This window comes from Larkinella knui (assembly GCF_003858645.1).
Classification (GTDB): domain Bacteria; phylum Bacteroidota; class Bacteroidia; order Cytophagales; family Spirosomataceae; genus Larkinella; species Larkinella knui.
This window is the reverse complement of sequence record NZ_RQJP01000001.1, coordinates 1,514,975-1,531,689: the sequence shown is the minus strand read 5'-3', so window position 1 is coordinate 1,531,689 and position 16,715 is coordinate 1,514,975. Positions and strand designations below refer to the sequence as shown.

Below are 16,715 nucleotides of genomic sequence, written 5' to 3'. Positions count from 1 at the left end.
GAACAATTGCAGGTAATCAGGTCGGATCATGCCAGGAAATCAGGATTCATCAGCGTGAATATCCTGAAAGATGAACTGAGTATTCCACTGGCTTGCGGGTTCGTAGCTCCGGCGAACGGTTTCACCTTTATGAAATGAAACCGGATTTTTGAAAATCGGTCCGTCATACACAAACGAATGATACTCACCATTTTCACCACACGGATCGACCGACGGCGGCAGATCAACCAGCACCGTAGCGTCCAGTTCGCGGCCAGCCCAGCTTTCCGGTAGCCGATTTTCATTGATACAAACCATCACCGCCTTAAAGCCGGATTCGATAAATCCCGCCAATACCGTGGTCGTATTCTGATTCCACAGCGGAAAAACGCCCTGCAGGCCAACCTCGCTCAGTTGCTGTTCACGGAATTGCCGAAGATCTTCCAGAAAAATATCGCCGTAAATTACGTGGGTAATTCCCTGCGTTTTCAATTCAACCAGGCGTTGGTTCATCAGGATACTGTAGTGTTCCATCGAAACATCGCCCGGAAATTCAAGCGGCAGCATGGGTAGTCCGATGGCTCGGGCCTGGGCTTCGATGAGTTCAGTACGCACCCCGTGCATGCTCACCCGACCGTAATGCGCGTTGACATTGGTGAGCAATCCGACGATTTCATAGTGACCGGATTGAAGACAAAAAAATAGAGCGAGGGCCGAATCTTTGCCCCCGCTCCAACTGATAACTGCTTTCTTCATTTTACGTACCTACAAAACGTTGATCGTATCGTCTGGTGAATGGCAGGAAGATAACGTACGGAAAGCTAATCCGACGGTCGGTTTTTATTTGAAATAGAAACTTGATGGAGCAATTTCGGCTTTCACCGAATCGATCAGGGTTCCATTCGACTGGTAACGGAATACGTAGCCTGCCTGTTTGTACGATGGTGTGAAACCGCCATAGATTACACCCGAAGTGGGTTCGACGGCCAATCCGCTGAATAACCGTTTAATGAACGGCGTGGTAGCCGGAACGCTCGTGTCATTGACTGAAAAGCGATACAACTCGCCTTTTTCCTTGTAATTTTCGGCCGCACTTCCGTAGAAACTGCTAACGAAGTAAAAGTACTGCTTGTCTGAACTCAGCTGGAATTTCGACAGTGATCTTGATTTATCGGTACCAATTTTAAGGCGGTTTTCAATCGCTTTACTTTGGACATTGATTCGTACCAGCTCGCCCGACGAATAAACCCAGAGTTTCCCGTTGGCATCAACGGCCACAGGGTTGGGATTAGCACCAATTTCGATACCGGTTTTTACCTGATCGGTGGTCGCGTCGATCACGGTTAGTTTGGTGGACCCGCCCGCCGATCCGGCAAATACTTCGGTTCCTGCCAGCAGAAGCGACTCCACTCCTTTTACCGCCGGTATTTTTTTGATAACGGTATTGGTCGTTAAATCCACGACGGCAATATATCCGGGATCTTTATAAAATGTGCCGTTCGAATAATCACCGGACACATCCCAGCAACTGACGTAGACTTTGTTGGCGCCTACCCGCACCGCCGACCGGGGGTTTTCAATCTCCGGAGATTTCAAGGTTGCCAGTGATTTGAATGTATTGGCGTCCACGATTTCTACTTTATCCTGGCCCGCCGTCGTGTTGTCGACCAGTAAAACTCCTTTGCCGTCCGATTCGGTATAGCCCTGTAGACTACCCGTTAAAGAACGTTGATTCACCTGATTAAAAATATCGTAGGTGGCTGTTGAACCCGATGGTGGCAAAAATGAAATCGTACCGTTATTGTCGGAGAAATTTCCCGCATTTACCACCAGAACGCCCGAGCCGTAGGGTAACGCCTGTGGATCATCCTTGTCATTGTTACAGGACCAGTTGAGGGCAACCAGCAGACCAAGTGCCAGTTTCAGTCGGACCGCCGATGCGGTTGTCGTTTTTTTCATTGTTTTTTGGTATTCAGATTACAGATTAATTGAATGGCAAAATTGCGCCCCGGCATTGCGTTGCGTTTAACGTTGAGGTAGACGGTATCAAACAGGTTATTGACTTGTCCCTGAATCCGGCTTTCCACCGGTCCGAGTTTTACCTGGGTTTCGAGCAGCACATTGGTCAGCATGTATCCGCGCAGGTACTGACTATTGTCAAAGGTGATGAATCGGCGCGAACTGGCCTGAGTCTGCACCGTGACCCGGTTTTTTCCCCGAGCCAGATGAGCCGATAACCGACCGGTATGTTTGGGAACGTAAACGAGTTGCTTTCCGATAATGTCCTGGGCGTAGGCATTGTAAACCCGTTCCTGGCTCGACCGTGTCAGGGCATAACCGGCTGTCAGACCCCACTGCCAGTGGTTGGTGGCATGGTGGAGCGATGCTGACCATTCCAGTCCGCGGGCCACGACCAGCTGAAGGTTTTCGACCCGGTAGCCAGATTCGGGATTCCAGTACGACCAGTCGTCGATGCGGTTTCGGAAAGCCGTTGCTTCGGCAGAGAGGGTAAGCTTTTCGTGGAGAAACCACCGGGCTGATAAACCGGCTTCCAGATTAAAACCGTTTTCTGGTCGGATATTCGGATTGCCCAGCCCTTTCCAATACCGCTCATTCAGGGTCGGAACCCGGTAGCTGCGTCCGGCGGATGTTTTGGCGGTCAGATTATTGTTCGCGTTTTTCAGGATCAGGAACTCCGCTCCTAAAGAAGGTGTCAGGGGCGGATCGTACCGGGTAACGAAAGCCTGACGCACATTTGCCGATAGCAGCCACCGGGAAAATTGCATCCGTAGCAAGGCATACAGATCGGCCCGGTCTTCCTGAATAGGTTTATCGCCATAGCCATCCACCTGCGTTCGGTAATGCGACCATTCTCCGCCCACCCGAAAGGATAATTGTGCCGAATGATAGGTGTGGGTAAATTCCCTTTCAATTCGACTGATTAGTCGATCGGTTTCTGAGTGACTGGGCGTATTGAAATTGCCGCGGGCGTAATCAATACGATCTCGAATCCAGCCCAGTCGCAGGGTCAGTTTATTGGTTTCGTAGGTCGTCAAAAACCGGTACGATTGTGAAAGCGTGCGTTCGCGGACGGTCGTATCATACGGAGTTACTACCAGATCGTTATCCGTTACCCATACATTCACCGAAAACTGCTGATTTTTCTGATTCCGGAGATACAAATCCTGAATAAATCCTTTCTGATTCGTTAGCGAACGTTCTACAAAATAATTACCCCGTTCCCGATACGGAAAATCATTATTCGAATGGGTCGTGTAGAGGAACGATTTTCCCGCCAGTTGCCACTTTTTTCCGGCGGGACTCACAAACCGGATACCCACATGGGTAGCCAAATTTCGAAAACTGGCCACTTGCTGGCCGACGGATGCTGAAAAACCCGGTTGTTTCCAGCGCGGGTTGCTCATCAGGAGGATGCTCCCCCCCACGGCGTCCGAGCCCACGCAACTGGCGGATGAGCCATACTGAACGGCCAGCTGATCGAAACCCGCTACGGGCATCGTTGAAAAGTCCGTTTGCCCGAGCGTCGGTTGATTAATATTGATACCATTCCACAGTACGGCGGTATGATTGGCGGATGTTCCGCGAAAAGATGCCGTGGACAACTGGCCGGCACCATATACTTTGAAGGCAATGGGAGTTGTGTAGCTTAGAACATCCGTCAGCGTTTGAAAACGAAATTGTTCCAGCGTTACCGAATCGATTCGCTGGGTTTTTTGCCCGGCTGAAAACCGTTCGGGCGTAGTTCCCCGAATCGTTACGGAAGGTAACAGTTGGTCACTACCGCTGGTTTGCCCGTTCGCAAAAGAGAATGAACCGACCAGTAAGGACAGGAAAACCCCGTCTCTACACCGCATAAGAAATCAATTAAATGAATCAAAAGTACCGTTCCATTCTGACATGAACGGGCGGTCTGTAAAACCCGGTTTCTTTTACTCCCGAAAGAAACAGAGTCCAATTAGCTTTTGTTAGGCAGGTCTCCTGGCTCACCCACTGATTTCAGCCTTCCCATCCCAAAAACCGGACAGTGGCACGAAGAGGAAATCAGTTGCTAAGGGTTTACAGTTGCGGGAACAGCGTCGGTTTCGCACCGACTTCCCTATTAAGCCATCACTGAACATAAAGTCAGGCGGCACCTAGCTGGGCAAATGTACTACGTTCATAATGATTCTCCAATTATTCAGGCTGGAGAGTACTCCCGAAAGGTGCCATCGGTATAGAAAACGAGAATTCGCTCTATGGTTTTTTCTTCTTTATTTTTTGCTACAGACGATTGTGACGGGGCTATATAAGGCGGCTTTTCATCCAGAATTTCGGGTTGAGCAACTTTCCGGGGAGAACTGGGGGCAATCTCAATCGGGCGCTGGGTTACATTTGTTAATTGATTGTATTCAGGTTGCTCATCTTCCAGTATCCAATCGTAACCTAGCTCCGGGAAGCGTCGAATGATTTTCTGAATGATGTCAAAGCTGGGCCGGTTTCGACCTGAAAGGATGTGGGAGATACTCGACCGCTGAACGCCGATTTCATCAGCAAAATAGGAAGGTGTTAAGTTCTTGTCCTTCAACACCTGTTTAATTTTGTCATTTACATTCATAGTCTTCTGTTTTTACAAAAGTAAACGGTTTACATCAGAAAACAACGCATAAGGGTCACGTTTGTAAATATTTTATGATTTAACAAAGTAAACTTATGTATGTAAATTGTAAATTCACAAAAAAGGCCAACTTACAGATGTAAAATTGGCCTTTGTAAATTGTATGTGGTAAATCGGTTTATTACAAATGGATATTGAGTTATACCGTTACATTGTTGCTACGAAGCGCATCGTTGAGAGACGTTTTTAAATCGGTCGATTCTTTCCGCTGACCAATGATGAGTGCGCAGGGAACGTGATAAACGCCTGCTGCAAATTCTTTAGCAATGCTACCGGGAATAACTACTGAATTATCGGGGACATACCCACGATGTTCGATTGGTGAAGAGCCTGTGACATCAATAATTTTTGAGCTTCCGGTGATGGTTACCCCGGCACCAAGCACGGCTCTTTTTCCAATGTGGGCGCCTTCGACCACGATGCAGCGCGAGCCGATAAAAGCACCATCTTCAACAATTACGGGCGATGCCTGGGGTGGCTCCAGAACACCACCGATCCCTACTCCCCCACTCAGGTGAACGTCCTTACCAATCTGCGCACAACTGCCTACTGTGGCCCACGTATCGACCATGGTTCGTTCGTCCACATAAGCGCCGACATTGACGTACGATGGCATAAGAATCGCTCCAGGGGCAATGTACGAACCATACCGCGCAACGGCTGGCGGAACTACCCGGACCCCCCTGCTTTTGTAGTCTTTTTTCAGGGGAATTTTATCGTGAAACTCAAAAATGCCGACTTCCTCAGTCTGCATGGTTTGGGAAATAAAATAAAGTAAGATTGCTTTTTTGACCCACTCATTTACGATCCACTTCCCTCCTTCGCCACCGGGTTCGGCTACGCGTAACTGACCACTATCAAGATCGGCGATCACCTTTTGAATAGTCTCAAGAGTTAATGAACTGGTTAATAATGAGCGGTCTGACCAACATTCTTCAATTACCTGGATACTCTGCATAGTTTAATAATTTATTTAAAGTAAAAGTTGATTTCAATTTATTTAATTACCTCATTTTCAATTACTTATATGGAACGGACTGAAAATGTTTTTATTAAATTAATACAAATAAACTTGCCCCTAGACGGACGCCTGAAATGAGGTGAATTTGGAAGTATAATAAACAAAATAATATGCCTATAAACAAGTAATCCAATCAAATTGACTAGGTTTTTTTCGTATAGTATCAAATAAATATAATATAACTGCAATATATAATTCAGGATTAATTAACAGCCTTTTATTCCACTATCCGTTTGGATGAAGGTAGTACAGCTAAAGAAAACCATCTGGAATAGAGGACAAGAAAGGACCATTTTTAACCATCTTTTTCCGGTAGCTGTCAACAGGATTCTCTCCTTTGTAGCCTTTCGTGATGACAGCTTATAGCATGTAGAAATCTTTTTCTGGGCCAGGATGCGAGCCACTATAATGTCGCAGCAGCAAGTGTCTGTCATGGTAGGCAGAATATGCCAGGATTTGTTGGATACGAATGCGCCTGAAGCAGTAGAAAAAAAACAGTTTCCCTGTCTGATCAAATCAGATCCAATAGAGTATTATCAAGCAAACACAGCAACTATACACCATTACTAGGATCACTTTTTTCTGAATTCTGTAGGTCGTTTTTGACTTAAAATTTTTAGTTGACTGGATTTTGGAAACTAAGGTCAGATAGCTAAGGCGCTGTCTGGTAGGCCTAAGCAAAGACAATAAATAAAGTTAACTCTTATTAGTAAAAAGGTAACTGATATACTATTAAATTTAGTAAAAAACAGCAAGGTGGTTAGCAAATTACTAAATTTAATAACAATATGTACTTATTTTATTAGTAAATACTAATTTAACTCATCTTGCATACTAAAATGAGTATCTACGCTTGCTTACAGAAATCATTCCTTCAGCTGTATAGATTTTCAATTGTATAAGAATTCGATCTTTACCTTTCGATTTGTAGTACTATCTTTGCAGCGTTCTTGCTAACTAATTAAAACACACAATGGGCAAAATAAAAGTCGCCATCAATGGGTTCGGTCGAATAGGCCGCCTGTCTTTTAGAAGACTCCTCGAAAAAGAAAATGTTGAAATTGTTGCTATCAATGATTTGACTGATAATGCAACGCTCGCTCATTTACTAAAATACGATTCGATTCACGGTAGATTTAATGGTGAGATTACGTCCGACAGCGATAGCTTGACCATTAATGGTACTCGCATTCATGCCTATGCAGAACGGGATCCTAAACTGTTGCCTTGGGCAGCTTTAAATGTGGATGTCGTACTGGAATCGACCGGACGGTTTGTCGATGAAGCCGGCGCGGGTCAGCATTTGACCGCAGGTGCCAAAAAAGTAGTAATCTCCGCTCCTGCTAAAGGCAATATCCCTACCGTTGTTTTGGGTGTCAATGAAGATACACTAACCGGCAACGAAACTATTCTTTCGAACGCTTCCTGTACCACCAATTGCCTGGCTCCAATGGCTAAGGTTCTGGATGATGTATTTGGCATCGAAAAAGGTTATATGACCACGATCCACGCCTATACCGCCGATCAGAATTTGCAGGATGCACCGCATTCGGACTTACGTCGGGCCCGGGCAGCTGCCTTGTCAATCGTTCCAACGTCGACGGGAGCAGCAAAAGCCGTTGGTTTGGTTTTGCCACAATTGAAAGGAAAACTCGACGGATATGCCCTCCGTGTTCCCATTCCTGATGGTTCAGTTACAGATTTGACGGCGATTTTGAAACGTCCAGCCACGAAAGAGGAAATCAACGAAGCGATGAAAGCCGCAGCTGAAGGCCCCCTGAAAGGAATTCTGGAATATTGCGTCGATGAAATTGTTTCGACGGATATTGTCGGAAACTCAAGCTCCTGTATTTTTGATTCAAAACTGACCTCCGCCAATGGCACCCTGGTGAAAATTGTTGGCTGGTATGATAACGAATTTGGCTATTCAAGCCGGGTAGCTGACCTGATTGCAAAATTGTAATATACAAAGCTCAGGCAACAAAAAAGGCGGCTTAATAGGCCGCCTTTTTGCATTTTAAATATTTTATCGAAAATCCCTTCCGAGTGAATATGTCTTCGTATTTGGTCTTGATGCCCAGATGGAGATTGTTCATTTCGGAGGCATACAAGTCGCGGGTAACCACTACATCGCTAAATCCGTTACGGCTCAAACTCTCAATGCTGAAGTCAAAGAAATCATCGTGGTCGGTTTTCAAATGAAGAATCCCCTGATCGACCAGAATTTCACGGTACATTTTTAGGTAGCGGGCATCCGTCGACCGGTTTTTCAATTGACTAACCCGCAGTTGAGGATCAGGAAAAGTGATCCAGATTTCATTTACCTCGTCCCGTCCAAAAAAATCCAGAAGCCGGTAGATATCCGTCCGCAGGAAAGCCACATTGGTCAATTTGGCTTCCAAAGCCTGCAAACTCCCCTGGGCAATGCGATCACCTTTGCGGTCGATGCCAATAAAATTCAACTCGGGATAATGCCGGGCCAGCCCCACCGTGTATTCTCCTCTCCCACAGCCAATTTCAATGACAATCGGATTCGAATTTTTAAAATACCGTTCACGCCACTTACCCTTAATGGTACCATATAACTCTTTTCCCGGCTCTAACACATTATCACTCATTCGATTGTGTTCAAACCGGAAAAGCTTCTTTCTGCTCACGCTTCCAATTGATTTAATTCAGCAACAACATAGGTACTTCCGGTAATCAGGATGCAATCGTCCGGTTTTGCGCGATTTAGAGCAACTTCCAACGCCTGATTGACGTCGGTGAACACTTCTCCCTCCCGCCCCTGTTCCTGAAAAGCCATGGCAAGGTCTTTGGCGTCAAGGGCTCTCGGAATATCCGGCTGGCAAAAATAATACGCAGCGTCTTTCGGAAACAAACGAATTACTTTTGATAAATCTTTATCTTTTACAAAACCCACTACCAGATGCAATTGCTGGTAAGTAACCGTTTTTAGCGACTCCACCACATTTAAGATACCAGGTTCGTTATGCGCGGTATCACAAATTACGGTGGGGTTTTGTTGTAAGAACTGCCAGCGGCCTTTTAAACCCGTTAAGCCGACAACCTTGGAAAAACCATCCGCAATTGCCAAATCAGGTATTTCAAACTGCGTTTTCAGAACCTCGACGGTTGCCAATACGCCAGCGGCATTTTTTAGCTGGTAGATTCCCAGTAAACCAATCGTCAAAGGTGTTGTAGTTTGTCCCCGACTCGTAATCGCCAGGTCACGACCCTGTTCATGCACCCCCAAATCCCTGATCGCATACTGGTCGGACGCAAATGCAATCGGACTTTGGCATTCACTGGCCCGATCAAGAAAAACGCCTTCTGTCTCGGGATCCCGTTCACTGATTACAACGGGAACACCCGGTTTAATGATCCCGGCTTTTTCATACGCAATCTTCTGGAGCGAATCGCCCAGAATATCGCTGTGATCCCAGCCAATGTTGGTAATTAGGGATACAAGCGGGGTAATGATATTGGTTGAATCGAGTCGTCCCCCCAATCCTACCTCAATTACGGCCACATCCACGTTCTGACGCACGAAGTAGTCGAAAGCCATGCCAACGGTTACTTCAAAGAAAGAGGGCTTTAAATCCTCTATAAACGCCTTGTGTTGAACCACGAAGTCAGCAACCGCTTCGCCGGGGATTGGAAAACCGTCGATCCGGATTCGTTCGGTGAACGATTTAAGGTGGGGCGACGTATACAAACCGGTTTTATAACCCGCCGATTGCAGGATTGCCGCCAGCAAATGGGACGAACTGCCTTTCCCATTGGTTCCGCCAACGTGGATGCTTTTAAATTGGTCCTGAGGGTTGCCCAGATAGGCACATAGTTTGATGACATTGTCCAGCCCCGGCTTTAGGGCCTTCGCTCCTACGCGGTGAAATACCGGTAACTGGGCATACAAATAGTCAATGGCTTCCGAATACGTCATTCGGCTTAGTTTGAGCGGATGTTAATGGTGTAGGTTCCCGTAGAAATGGGCGGAGCAGCTGATCCTTTCGGTACCAGTTGCAGTTTATAAACTTGTTGTTTATAAAATTCGGTAACTGTGGGACTCACCCGGGTTTCTTTTACCCGAACAAATGTCACATCCCCTTTGTCATCTACCTTAATTTCAAAAACGATTTTACCACTTTCTCCGGAGTTATCCTGGTTGATTCGGCTACTGGCCAGCTTCCAGCCCGCCATGTTCAGGGAAACACCCGAACCGGTGCCACCCGGTGTGCCATAAAATTGTTTGGCATTGATATTGCCATCCGGATTTCCCTTATCCCCTACACCCGACGCGTCATCGCCATTGTTGTTCCCCCCGGTTCCGGACGCTTTTCCGACCGTTCCATTCGAACCGGCAGAACTTGATTTTTTGTATAAAGCATTGGCATCCACCTTCTTCGGCTCGGCAACAGGCTCCACTTTGGGCGGTGCCGGTGTCGGTTTAGGCGTGGTGGCTTCCACTTTTTTAGGTTCTGCTTTCTCGGGAACCGATACCGGGCTTTCAATTTTGCTGGCGATATCCGGTTTTTCAGTTACCACTTTACTCGGTTTGGCATCGACAATCTTGGGAACGGGCGAAACCGGTGTTTTTTCAACCCGCGAGGTAGTTGTCACTTTCGGATTCGGCTTGTCCTCTTCCTTTTTGACGTCCTCCTTGTTTTTCGAGTTGTTGGCTTTATTATAGGTTTGAATGGAACCACTACCGATTAAATCGGTACCAAAGTTGACCTCTACCAGTTCGATTGGCGGGGGATCAGGAACCGACTGCCACAGCCGAATGTATAACAACAGGAAAAATAGCAGGGCACAAACGGCGAACGATGCGGCAAGAGCCGTTACCCGGTATTCATTCTCATTTTCCAGTGTGACGCGACTCATGAATACAGCTGTTTAGCCAATTAACGGAATAACCGGTAGCTGGTATTGTTTAACTACCGGCAAAAATAAAACGAATTCGCGAATTGTTCGGTTCGCCAATGCAAAAAGGCAACCACGGGCTGCCTTTTGATATGCTCTAAAATGATCTATTTTACTCGATTTTATGAACCCAGGCCGTTGCTCCCGACAACTGGCTCACTTTAGCGAGTGAAGCCAGCACTTCCGTTTTATCACGTGAACCCACGGCGGCCACTTTAATCAGTTCTTTCTTTTTGGTATGCGGTAACATATAAGCCGTTTCAAACCCTTCACGACGCAACCGGCGCATCAGCCGTTTTGCATTCTGCACACTGGAAAAACTTCCGGCAATGGCCAGGTAATAAACGTCTGATTTCTTCGGTTCCAATACAACAGGCACCGGCACAACACTCGGTTTGATGGGCTCGATGGCCGCCGATTCAACCGGCGCAGCGACTGGTTCCGGAACGGCAACCGGTGTCTCTTTTTTTGTTTCAACAACCGCTACCGGTGTTTCGGCCACAGGATGAACCACCGCCGGCTCGGCATCTTCCGCGTCGCTAACGAACAATTCAAACGGGTTAAGGCTACTTAAAACTTGCGAGGGGGTCTTTTTAACCGAAATAATGCCTAACGAACAAATCAATAAAACCGCTGCAGCCCACGCCAGGTACTGACGACGGTTTCGTTCAACCGGCATTTCAATCGTTTTCGCTTCGGCCGTCACTTCTTCAGCCTCTACGGCAATCGGGCTCTCTTGGGGTGATTTAACTACGGCAACCGGTTTTTCTTCTGCCAGTTCCGCATTCAGCATATGGGCGGCAACGGGTTGAAAACCGTATGATTCGCCCTGAAAATTATGGCGGATTTCCGGGTCGAATTGCAGCTTACCCTCCTCATTCTCCGAGAATAACCCTAGCCCTTCTATCGTAAAAATCCGTTGCTGGCGAACTTCCTGTTTTAATTGATCCACAAATTGCCGGATCGCCTGGAATACTTCATCGCGGGTCAGCCCTTCGTGAAGCATCATGTAGTTGATCAGCAACCCGTCATCCAGTTTGAGCGCTTCGTTAAACGCAATTTTCTTCCGGGGAGGCATATACAAACCGCTGGCTGCCACAAATGTGGCCGGAATGTAATGCAGGATAAACCCGCCCAGTTCGGGAATAACGAGACAATCGTACTGAAATAACAGTTTTTTGAGATAATCCGAAACAGGTACCATGGGCTTTACGGTTAAGGCGGTGTCAGAAGCTGTAAGACAATCCTCCCAGAAAGTTAAGCCCTTGTTGCGGATAATACAAATAGCGCTGATAATTACGGCCTATAATGTTATTTAACGAAACAAAAGCTGAAACCTGTTTTCCTAAAAAATAGTCAATTTTCAGGTTGAGATCCCAGATCGGTTTGAGGGTGACAATCTGATTGGTAACAAAATTTTTGCCCTGCATGCCCTGATAATGGTACAAATCGGTCGTGATAAATAATTTTTTATTCACGATAAACGAGTTCGACCACGTACCCGACACCTTCGGCCGATGCCAGGCGGCTTCCATCCGGCTCAGGCTGTAATCATAAAAGTCGGCCCGCAGCGTCGACCGAAACACGTCTTTGTAGGTGTAGCCGACCTGTCCCGATACCGTCAGCACGTGCGTCAGGTTTCCGTCATAGACCACAAAGAACTTGGAGGTGTCAGGCCAGGTGTTGTTGAAACCGTAAAAATTGCGATAACGGGCGTACGACACTTTGCCTTCGTACGAAATTCCACTCCCCAGTTCCCCCTTGCTGCCGCCGTAGATATCCCAGGTTTTTTCGGTGTTCGCCAACACAACCTGCGGAGCCAGCCAGCGGTTTTCATTCAGAAAAGTACGCAGCGTGTTCCGGTTGATGTCACCGTCGACACCCGCGAAAAAGTGAATATTCCCAGCGGGCACAACATCAAGATCCAAAACCGGAAAAGCGCGCGTCCGATTGATACTCTGCCGTTTATCGGATTCATTAACAGCGTTAACCCCAAAGGTGAGGGTCAGCAGCGAATTAGAATATTTGAAGGTAGGCTTTACGCGAAACAAATTCCGGTTATCGACCGGTCCATCCGTGCGTTGGGTCACATAGGCATCGGCGGCAAAGAGGGCCACAAAATGATCAGTGATGCCCACCGACCCTTTCAGGTTGGTTCCCCAGTCCAGTTCTGTCGCTTCGTAATTATCCTTGAGGCTAACGATTCCCGTTTTCAGCGAGTAGTCGATATTCTTTTCGGGGTCCACATTTTCAATTCCAATCCGAAACTGGGTCGTGGTTAGTTTCTGGCGAATGGATTCGCGGTCAATTTCCTGGGGCCGGCGGTATCCGTAGAAATAAAAAGCCTCCCGGTCGTAGCCCAGATTGGCCGAAAACTTGAAGGCGTCGGTCTGGTAATTACCATTCAGTTTCAGGCGGTTTTCACTCGTCGCCGAGTTTTTCCCATCGACCGGACCAATACCCGACGACAGGTGTTTGAAGGAGCCATCGACAGCAATATTCTCCATTACCTGCCCGCTCCCGAACGCTTCGCCGTAGAATGAACTGTAGTTGCCCGCTCCCAGCTTGACGTAATTATTGAAGAGTTGCTGCTGTTCCGATTGGGCGGCCGGAATGGGCAAAGCCGTCGGTGCCAGTTTCGGATCACCAACCGATAACACCCGGTCGTTAAATTCGTAGGTCAGTTTCCGTTGCTCGGTCGATGGTTTGATCGAAGGTATTTTGTTGAAAAGCCGGTTTGCCGGCGGCATTTCAATTTTTCTGTTTTTTTCAATGGTAATCTCCTGATTATCAATCTCGCCTTCCCGCACGGGCGGTGTAACGGGGCGTTGGGGTTGCTGGGCCAAGACATCAACCGTGTGGAGCAACAAACTGCCCGTTACTATCGCAATGAAAGCAAGCTGGTCGATGGATGATTTTGGTAAGAACATGCAGCTATTCGGTTAAACCGATGTGGTTTCGGATGATTTGTTTTACTGGACTGGAACGTGCGAACCAGAACCGGTTACTTGTTGTCAATGGCCGCCAGTTTCTGTTTGGCCTCCGCAACAATCTCCTGATTCTCCGCATTTTCGATAATGGAATTCAGTACGGCTTTCGCCTGGGCAACTTCGTTTTGCGCCACGTTGTTATCGGCCACCAGAATGAATCCTTTCCCTTTCCAGTAATCATACTGGGCAAAATCGGAGTTGAACCGCAACAGGGCATCGATGGATTCCTTGTATTTTTTGGTTCGGTACAAGATGTCCGCAATCCAGTAATTGGCCTCGGCACCCTGCTCATCTTTCGCCAAAGCAATGGTTTTGTCAAATTCCGTGGTGGCCAGTTTATAATCCCCTTTCGCATAGGCCACTTTCCCCAGCATCAACTGCGCCCGATTCTGCGCACCCGGAACCACATTGCCCATCGACAGGACTTCGCGGGCCGCCACCTGGGTCGAATCGTAATTACCGGTTGCGTAATACGTGTCCATCAGGCCTAAAACCGCCTGCGATTGTTCGTTCTTGCTTTTCGACTGAGCCAAAACCGTGCGGTAATTCCGAATGGCGCGGGGATAATTCTTCTGCTGGCGCTCGACTTCGGCCGCGCGGGCGGCTGCCCGGGTTACAAAATCCGATTTGTTATCGCTGATCACGCTGTAATAATACCGGAGTGCATTCGGCAAGTCACCCGACCGGAAATACGAATCGGCTAAATAATACCGGGCTTCATACACCAGCGGACTCCCGGGATTCTCATCAATAAATTCCAGTAAAGTGGTAACCGCCTGAGCGTATTTCTCGTTGAAATATAAGCTTTTAGCGTTCTCATACTCAACCTTTTGTACATCGGTACTTCCGGGGTTGCTTTTCTTGTAAGTGGCTAAGGTACTGCTGAATTCTTCGGCCCGACCGGCGTCACTCAGCGCATTCTGCAAACCCAGCAGGGCACCCGGAGCCGATGGACTTCCGCCAAACTGATCCAGAATGCGCTTGTAATCCTGAATGGCCGGTTCATACAACTGGAGGTTGGTATTCGCCGTGGCCCGCTTCAGCAAGGCCGCCGGCAGGAGATAGCTTTTCGGTTTCTCGCTGATCAACCGGCTGAATCCCCGAATGGAAGCCTGATACGCTCCCTTTTCAAAATCGACATTGGCAGACTGAAACAGGGCGTCGTCGGCATAGCGGGAATTGGGAAACTGCGCCAGCAATTTATCAAACTGGGCTTTCGCTTCCACATCCCGCTCCATGAAAGCCAGAATCACACCTTTCTGAAATGTCGCATAATCGCGGTCAATCCGGCCCTGCGCAATGGCATTGTCGTAATACCGCATGGCCTCGTTGTAATTCTTGGTGGCAAAGTAACTATCCGCTACCCGAACCGTGGCATCTTCAATAGCCTGTTTGTCGGACGAACCCGATTTGGAAATAAAATCCCGGAAATACGTAATGGCCTGGGTGTAGTTCTTTTTATTATAGGAAGCGTATCCCAATGCATACAGGCTCTTTCCCTGCAAATCCGGTGACACATTTCCCGAGCGCATGGCCTGCTGATAGAGCGGAATGGCTTCGTCGTATTTTCGTAAAGCCGAGTACGATTCCGCTTTCCAGAACAGGGCGCTGTTGCGCAGGTCGGCATCGACGGGATATTTCAGCGACTTATCGAGGTTGGCAATGGCCTGGTCATACCGCTCGGCATTGAAATCCGTTACCGCCTGGTTATAGGTAATCCGCTGATAGGAAGCGTTGATGCGCGGAGTCCGGCGTTTGAGTCCTTCGATGTACGTAATGGCGGCCGCATTATTATTCGACGAAAAATACGCTTCGCTCAGCAGTTCGTTCGACTCGTTCTCGAATTTACTATCCGGATACCGTTTCAGGAAATCCGTAAATTCTTTCACGGCGTCTCCGCCATTGTTCAGATCGAGTTGCAGCTTGGCGTGATTGAAGGCCGATTCTTCCTGAATGGTTTTGTTAAAATTCAGCCGGGCCGACTGATCGAACGCATTGAGGGCAAAGCTGGGATTGGCGGTCTGGAGGTAACTGATCCCGAGTCGATACGCTGAATACTGGGCAATCGTATCTTTTCCCGCCGATACATTTTTCAGAGCGGCAATGGCACCCGTATAATCACCGGTTTTGAACAAGGCATCGCCATACCGGAATTGAACCGCCGGGGGCACGCTTCGTCCTTTGATGTTGCTGTATTGTTTATAAAAAGGAACGGCTTTGGCATAATCCCCTTTTTTATACAAAACTTCGGCCGTAAACAGAGCGACCTCAGCCAGCTGAGCCGCATTGCCCCGGTTGCGTTGCAGCAGGGGCTGCGAATACGCCAGCAGATCGTCGTACCGACCGGCTTTGTACATCGACTGCACAATCCAGTTCGGGATCTCGTTCTGATACGTCGGATTCTGTTCCAGGCGCTTGAAATCGGCAATGGCTTCCCGGTAATTTCCCTGACGGAAGTTGATCACCCCGGCATAATACGATGCCGACGGTGCCTGATCCAGACCGGGGTCCTGCTTGATCTGATTCAGCAACGGCAGGGCACTTCGCAAATCCTGCTTGGAATAATAGGCCATGGCCAGCAAATACTTGCTCCCGGCCTGACCGTTGGCATTCTGGCTCTGCTTGATCGCTTTTTCCAGAAAGGTGATCGCCCGGTCGTAATCCCCTTTGTCAAAATAATATTTACCCAGATCGCCGTACAAAAGGCCCGCTTTCGGGTGTTCGCGGTGGTTTTTCACGAAGCGATCCACTTGCACCTCCGCTTCCGGAATGTCCAGATACAATCCCGTCAGCGCAATGTAATATTCTGCCGAAACCGCATTCTGGTCACTGATGTTGGTGATCGGCTTTTTACGATCGAGGTATTGCAGGAATTCCTGCCGCGCAGCCGCGTAATTATTTTTTTCAAACCACTCCAGCCCGTTCCTGAACAGAACATCGGGTTCGGTATAACTGAGGGTTCGTTGGGCGGTGGCCGGAATTACCAGCACCGGGCAGGTTAGTAAAACCAATAATTGGAATGCCTTTCCAAACAGGGTCGGACGCATACGTTGGAGTTAAACAGATTTTATTTATCGTAGTTACGTTATTACTTTTATAGGTCGTAAGAACGGGTTTCTACCAT

At 47.9% G+C, this 16,715-nt stretch carries 12 protein-coding genes and 1 riboswitch; of the genes, 1 reads left to right on the top strand and 11 read right to left on the bottom strand.

Features of this window, described 5'->3' with window-relative positions; translation table 11 throughout:
- Positions 1-39: 39 nt before the first annotated feature.
- The 5 genes from EHT87_RS06280 to EHT87_RS06260 all read right to left on the bottom strand — a co-directional run bounded on the left by EHT87_RS06280 (position 40) and on the right by EHT87_RS06260 (position 5,612).
- On the bottom strand, positions 40-735 hold the full coding sequence (locus tag EHT87_RS06280) for a Dph6-related ATP pyrophosphatase (protein ID WP_124904920.1): 696 nt from the start codon (positions 733-735) through the stop codon (positions 40-42).
- A gap of 84 nt (positions 736-819) precedes the next feature.
- Positions 820-1,938 (bottom strand): YncE family protein, encoded by a 1,119-nt coding sequence (locus EHT87_RS06275; protein ID WP_124904918.1) that lies wholly within the window; start codon positions 1,936-1,938, stop codon positions 820-822.
- The gene (locus tag EHT87_RS06270) at positions 1,935-3,854 is read right to left on the bottom strand and encodes a TonB-dependent receptor plug domain-containing protein (RefSeq protein ID WP_124904916.1); all 1,920 of its coding nucleotides are present in this window, start codon (positions 3,852-3,854) and stop codon (positions 1,935-1,937) included. The genes EHT87_RS06275 and EHT87_RS06270 overlap by 4 nt, the downstream gene beginning before the upstream one ends.
- A gap of 97 nt (positions 3,855-3,951) precedes the next feature.
- A riboswitch (cobalamin riboswitch) is annotated at positions 3,952-4,152 on the bottom strand.
- A 25-nt stretch (positions 4,153-4,177) separates the two neighbouring features.
- On the bottom strand, positions 4,178-4,594 hold the full coding sequence (locus tag EHT87_RS06265; RefSeq protein WP_124904914.1) for a helix-turn-helix transcriptional regulator: 417 nt from the start codon (positions 4,592-4,594) through the stop codon (positions 4,178-4,180).
- Between the two features lie 199 nt (positions 4,595-4,793).
- On the bottom strand, positions 4,794-5,612 hold the full coding sequence (locus EHT87_RS06260; RefSeq protein WP_124904912.1) for a 2,3,4,5-tetrahydropyridine-2,6-dicarboxylate N-succinyltransferase: 819 nt from the start codon (positions 5,610-5,612) through the stop codon (positions 4,794-4,796).
- A 1,036-nt stretch (positions 5,613-6,648) separates the two neighbouring features.
- Between EHT87_RS06260 and gap the strand changes: the two genes are divergently transcribed.
- The gene (gap, locus tag EHT87_RS06255) at positions 6,649-7,638 is read left to right on the top strand and encodes a type I glyceraldehyde-3-phosphate dehydrogenase (RefSeq protein WP_124904910.1); all 990 of its coding nucleotides are present in this window, start codon (positions 6,649-6,651) and stop codon (positions 7,636-7,638) included.
- Positions 7,639-7,669: 31 nt separating this feature from the next.
- On the opposite strand, the gene trmB is transcribed toward gap, so the two are convergent.
- From trmB to EHT87_RS06225, 6 genes are all read right to left on the bottom strand, one after another.
- Entirely contained in the window at positions 7,670-8,332 is a 663-nt protein-coding gene (trmB, locus tag EHT87_RS06250) for a tRNA (guanosine(46)-N7)-methyltransferase TrmB (RefSeq protein ID WP_124904908.1), read from the bottom strand.
- Positions 8,329-9,621: a bifunctional folylpolyglutamate synthase/dihydrofolate synthase gene (locus EHT87_RS06245; protein ID WP_124904906.1), complete on the bottom strand. Its 1,293-nt coding sequence runs from the start codon at positions 9,619-9,621 to the stop codon at positions 8,329-8,331. The genes trmB and EHT87_RS06245 overlap by 4 nt, the downstream gene beginning before the upstream one ends.
- Positions 9,622-9,626: 5 nt before the next feature.
- Positions 9,627-10,562, bottom strand: coding sequence for a hypothetical protein (locus tag EHT87_RS06240; RefSeq protein WP_124904904.1), 936 nt, complete (start codon positions 10,560-10,562; stop codon positions 9,627-9,629).
- Between the two features lie 151 nt (positions 10,563-10,713).
- Complete coding sequence (locus tag EHT87_RS06235; protein ID WP_124904902.1) at positions 10,714-11,805, bottom strand: HU domain-containing protein; 1,092 nt, start codon at positions 11,803-11,805, stop codon at positions 10,714-10,716.
- Positions 11,806-11,827: 22 nt separating this feature from the next.
- Positions 11,828-13,531, bottom strand: coding sequence for a TonB-dependent receptor (locus EHT87_RS06230; protein ID WP_124904900.1), 1,704 nt, complete (start codon positions 13,529-13,531; stop codon positions 11,828-11,830).
- Between the two features lie 74 nt (positions 13,532-13,605).
- A complete protein-coding gene (locus EHT87_RS06225; protein WP_124904898.1) occupies positions 13,606-16,638 on the bottom strand; it encodes a tetratricopeptide repeat protein in 3,033 nt (1,010 codons plus the stop codon).
- Positions 16,639-16,715: the final 77 nt, after the last annotated feature.

Coding starts and splice junctions, on each gene's coding strand:
- EHT87_RS06280 (WP_124904920.1), bottom strand. CDS start 735: ATGAAGAAAGCAGTTATCAGTTGGAGCGGGGGCAAAGATTCGGCCCTC.
- EHT87_RS06275 (WP_124904918.1), bottom strand. CDS start 1,938: ATGAAAAAAACGACAACCGCATCGGCGGTCCGACTGAAACTGGCACTT.
- EHT87_RS06270 (WP_124904916.1), bottom strand. CDS start 3,854: ATGCGGTGTAGAGACGGGGTTTTCCTGTCCTTACTGGTCGGTTCATTC.
- EHT87_RS06265 (WP_124904914.1), bottom strand. CDS start 4,594: ATGAATGTAAATGACAAAATTAAACAGGTGTTGAAGGACAAGAACTTA.
- EHT87_RS06260 (WP_124904912.1), bottom strand. CDS start 5,612: ATGCAGAGTATCCAGGTAATTGAAGAATGTTGGTCAGACCGCTCATTA.
- gap (WP_124904910.1), top strand. CDS start 6,649: ATGGGCAAAATAAAAGTCGCCATCAATGGGTTCGGTCGAATAGGCCGC.
- EHT87_RS06245 (WP_124904906.1), bottom strand. CDS start 9,621: ATGACGTATTCGGAAGCCATTGACTATTTGTATGCCCAGTTACCGGTA.
- EHT87_RS06240 (WP_124904904.1), bottom strand. CDS start 10,562: ATGAGTCGCGTCACACTGGAAAATGAGAATGAATACCGGGTAACGGCT.
- EHT87_RS06235 (WP_124904902.1), bottom strand. CDS start 11,805: ATGGTACCTGTTTCGGATTATCTCAAAAAACTGTTATTTCAGTACGAT.
- EHT87_RS06230 (WP_124904900.1), bottom strand. CDS start 13,531: ATGTTCTTACCAAAATCATCCATCGACCAGCTTGCTTTCATTGCGATA.
- EHT87_RS06225 (WP_124904898.1), bottom strand. CDS start 16,638: ATGCGTCCGACCCTGTTTGGAAAGGCATTCCAATTATTGGTTTTACTA.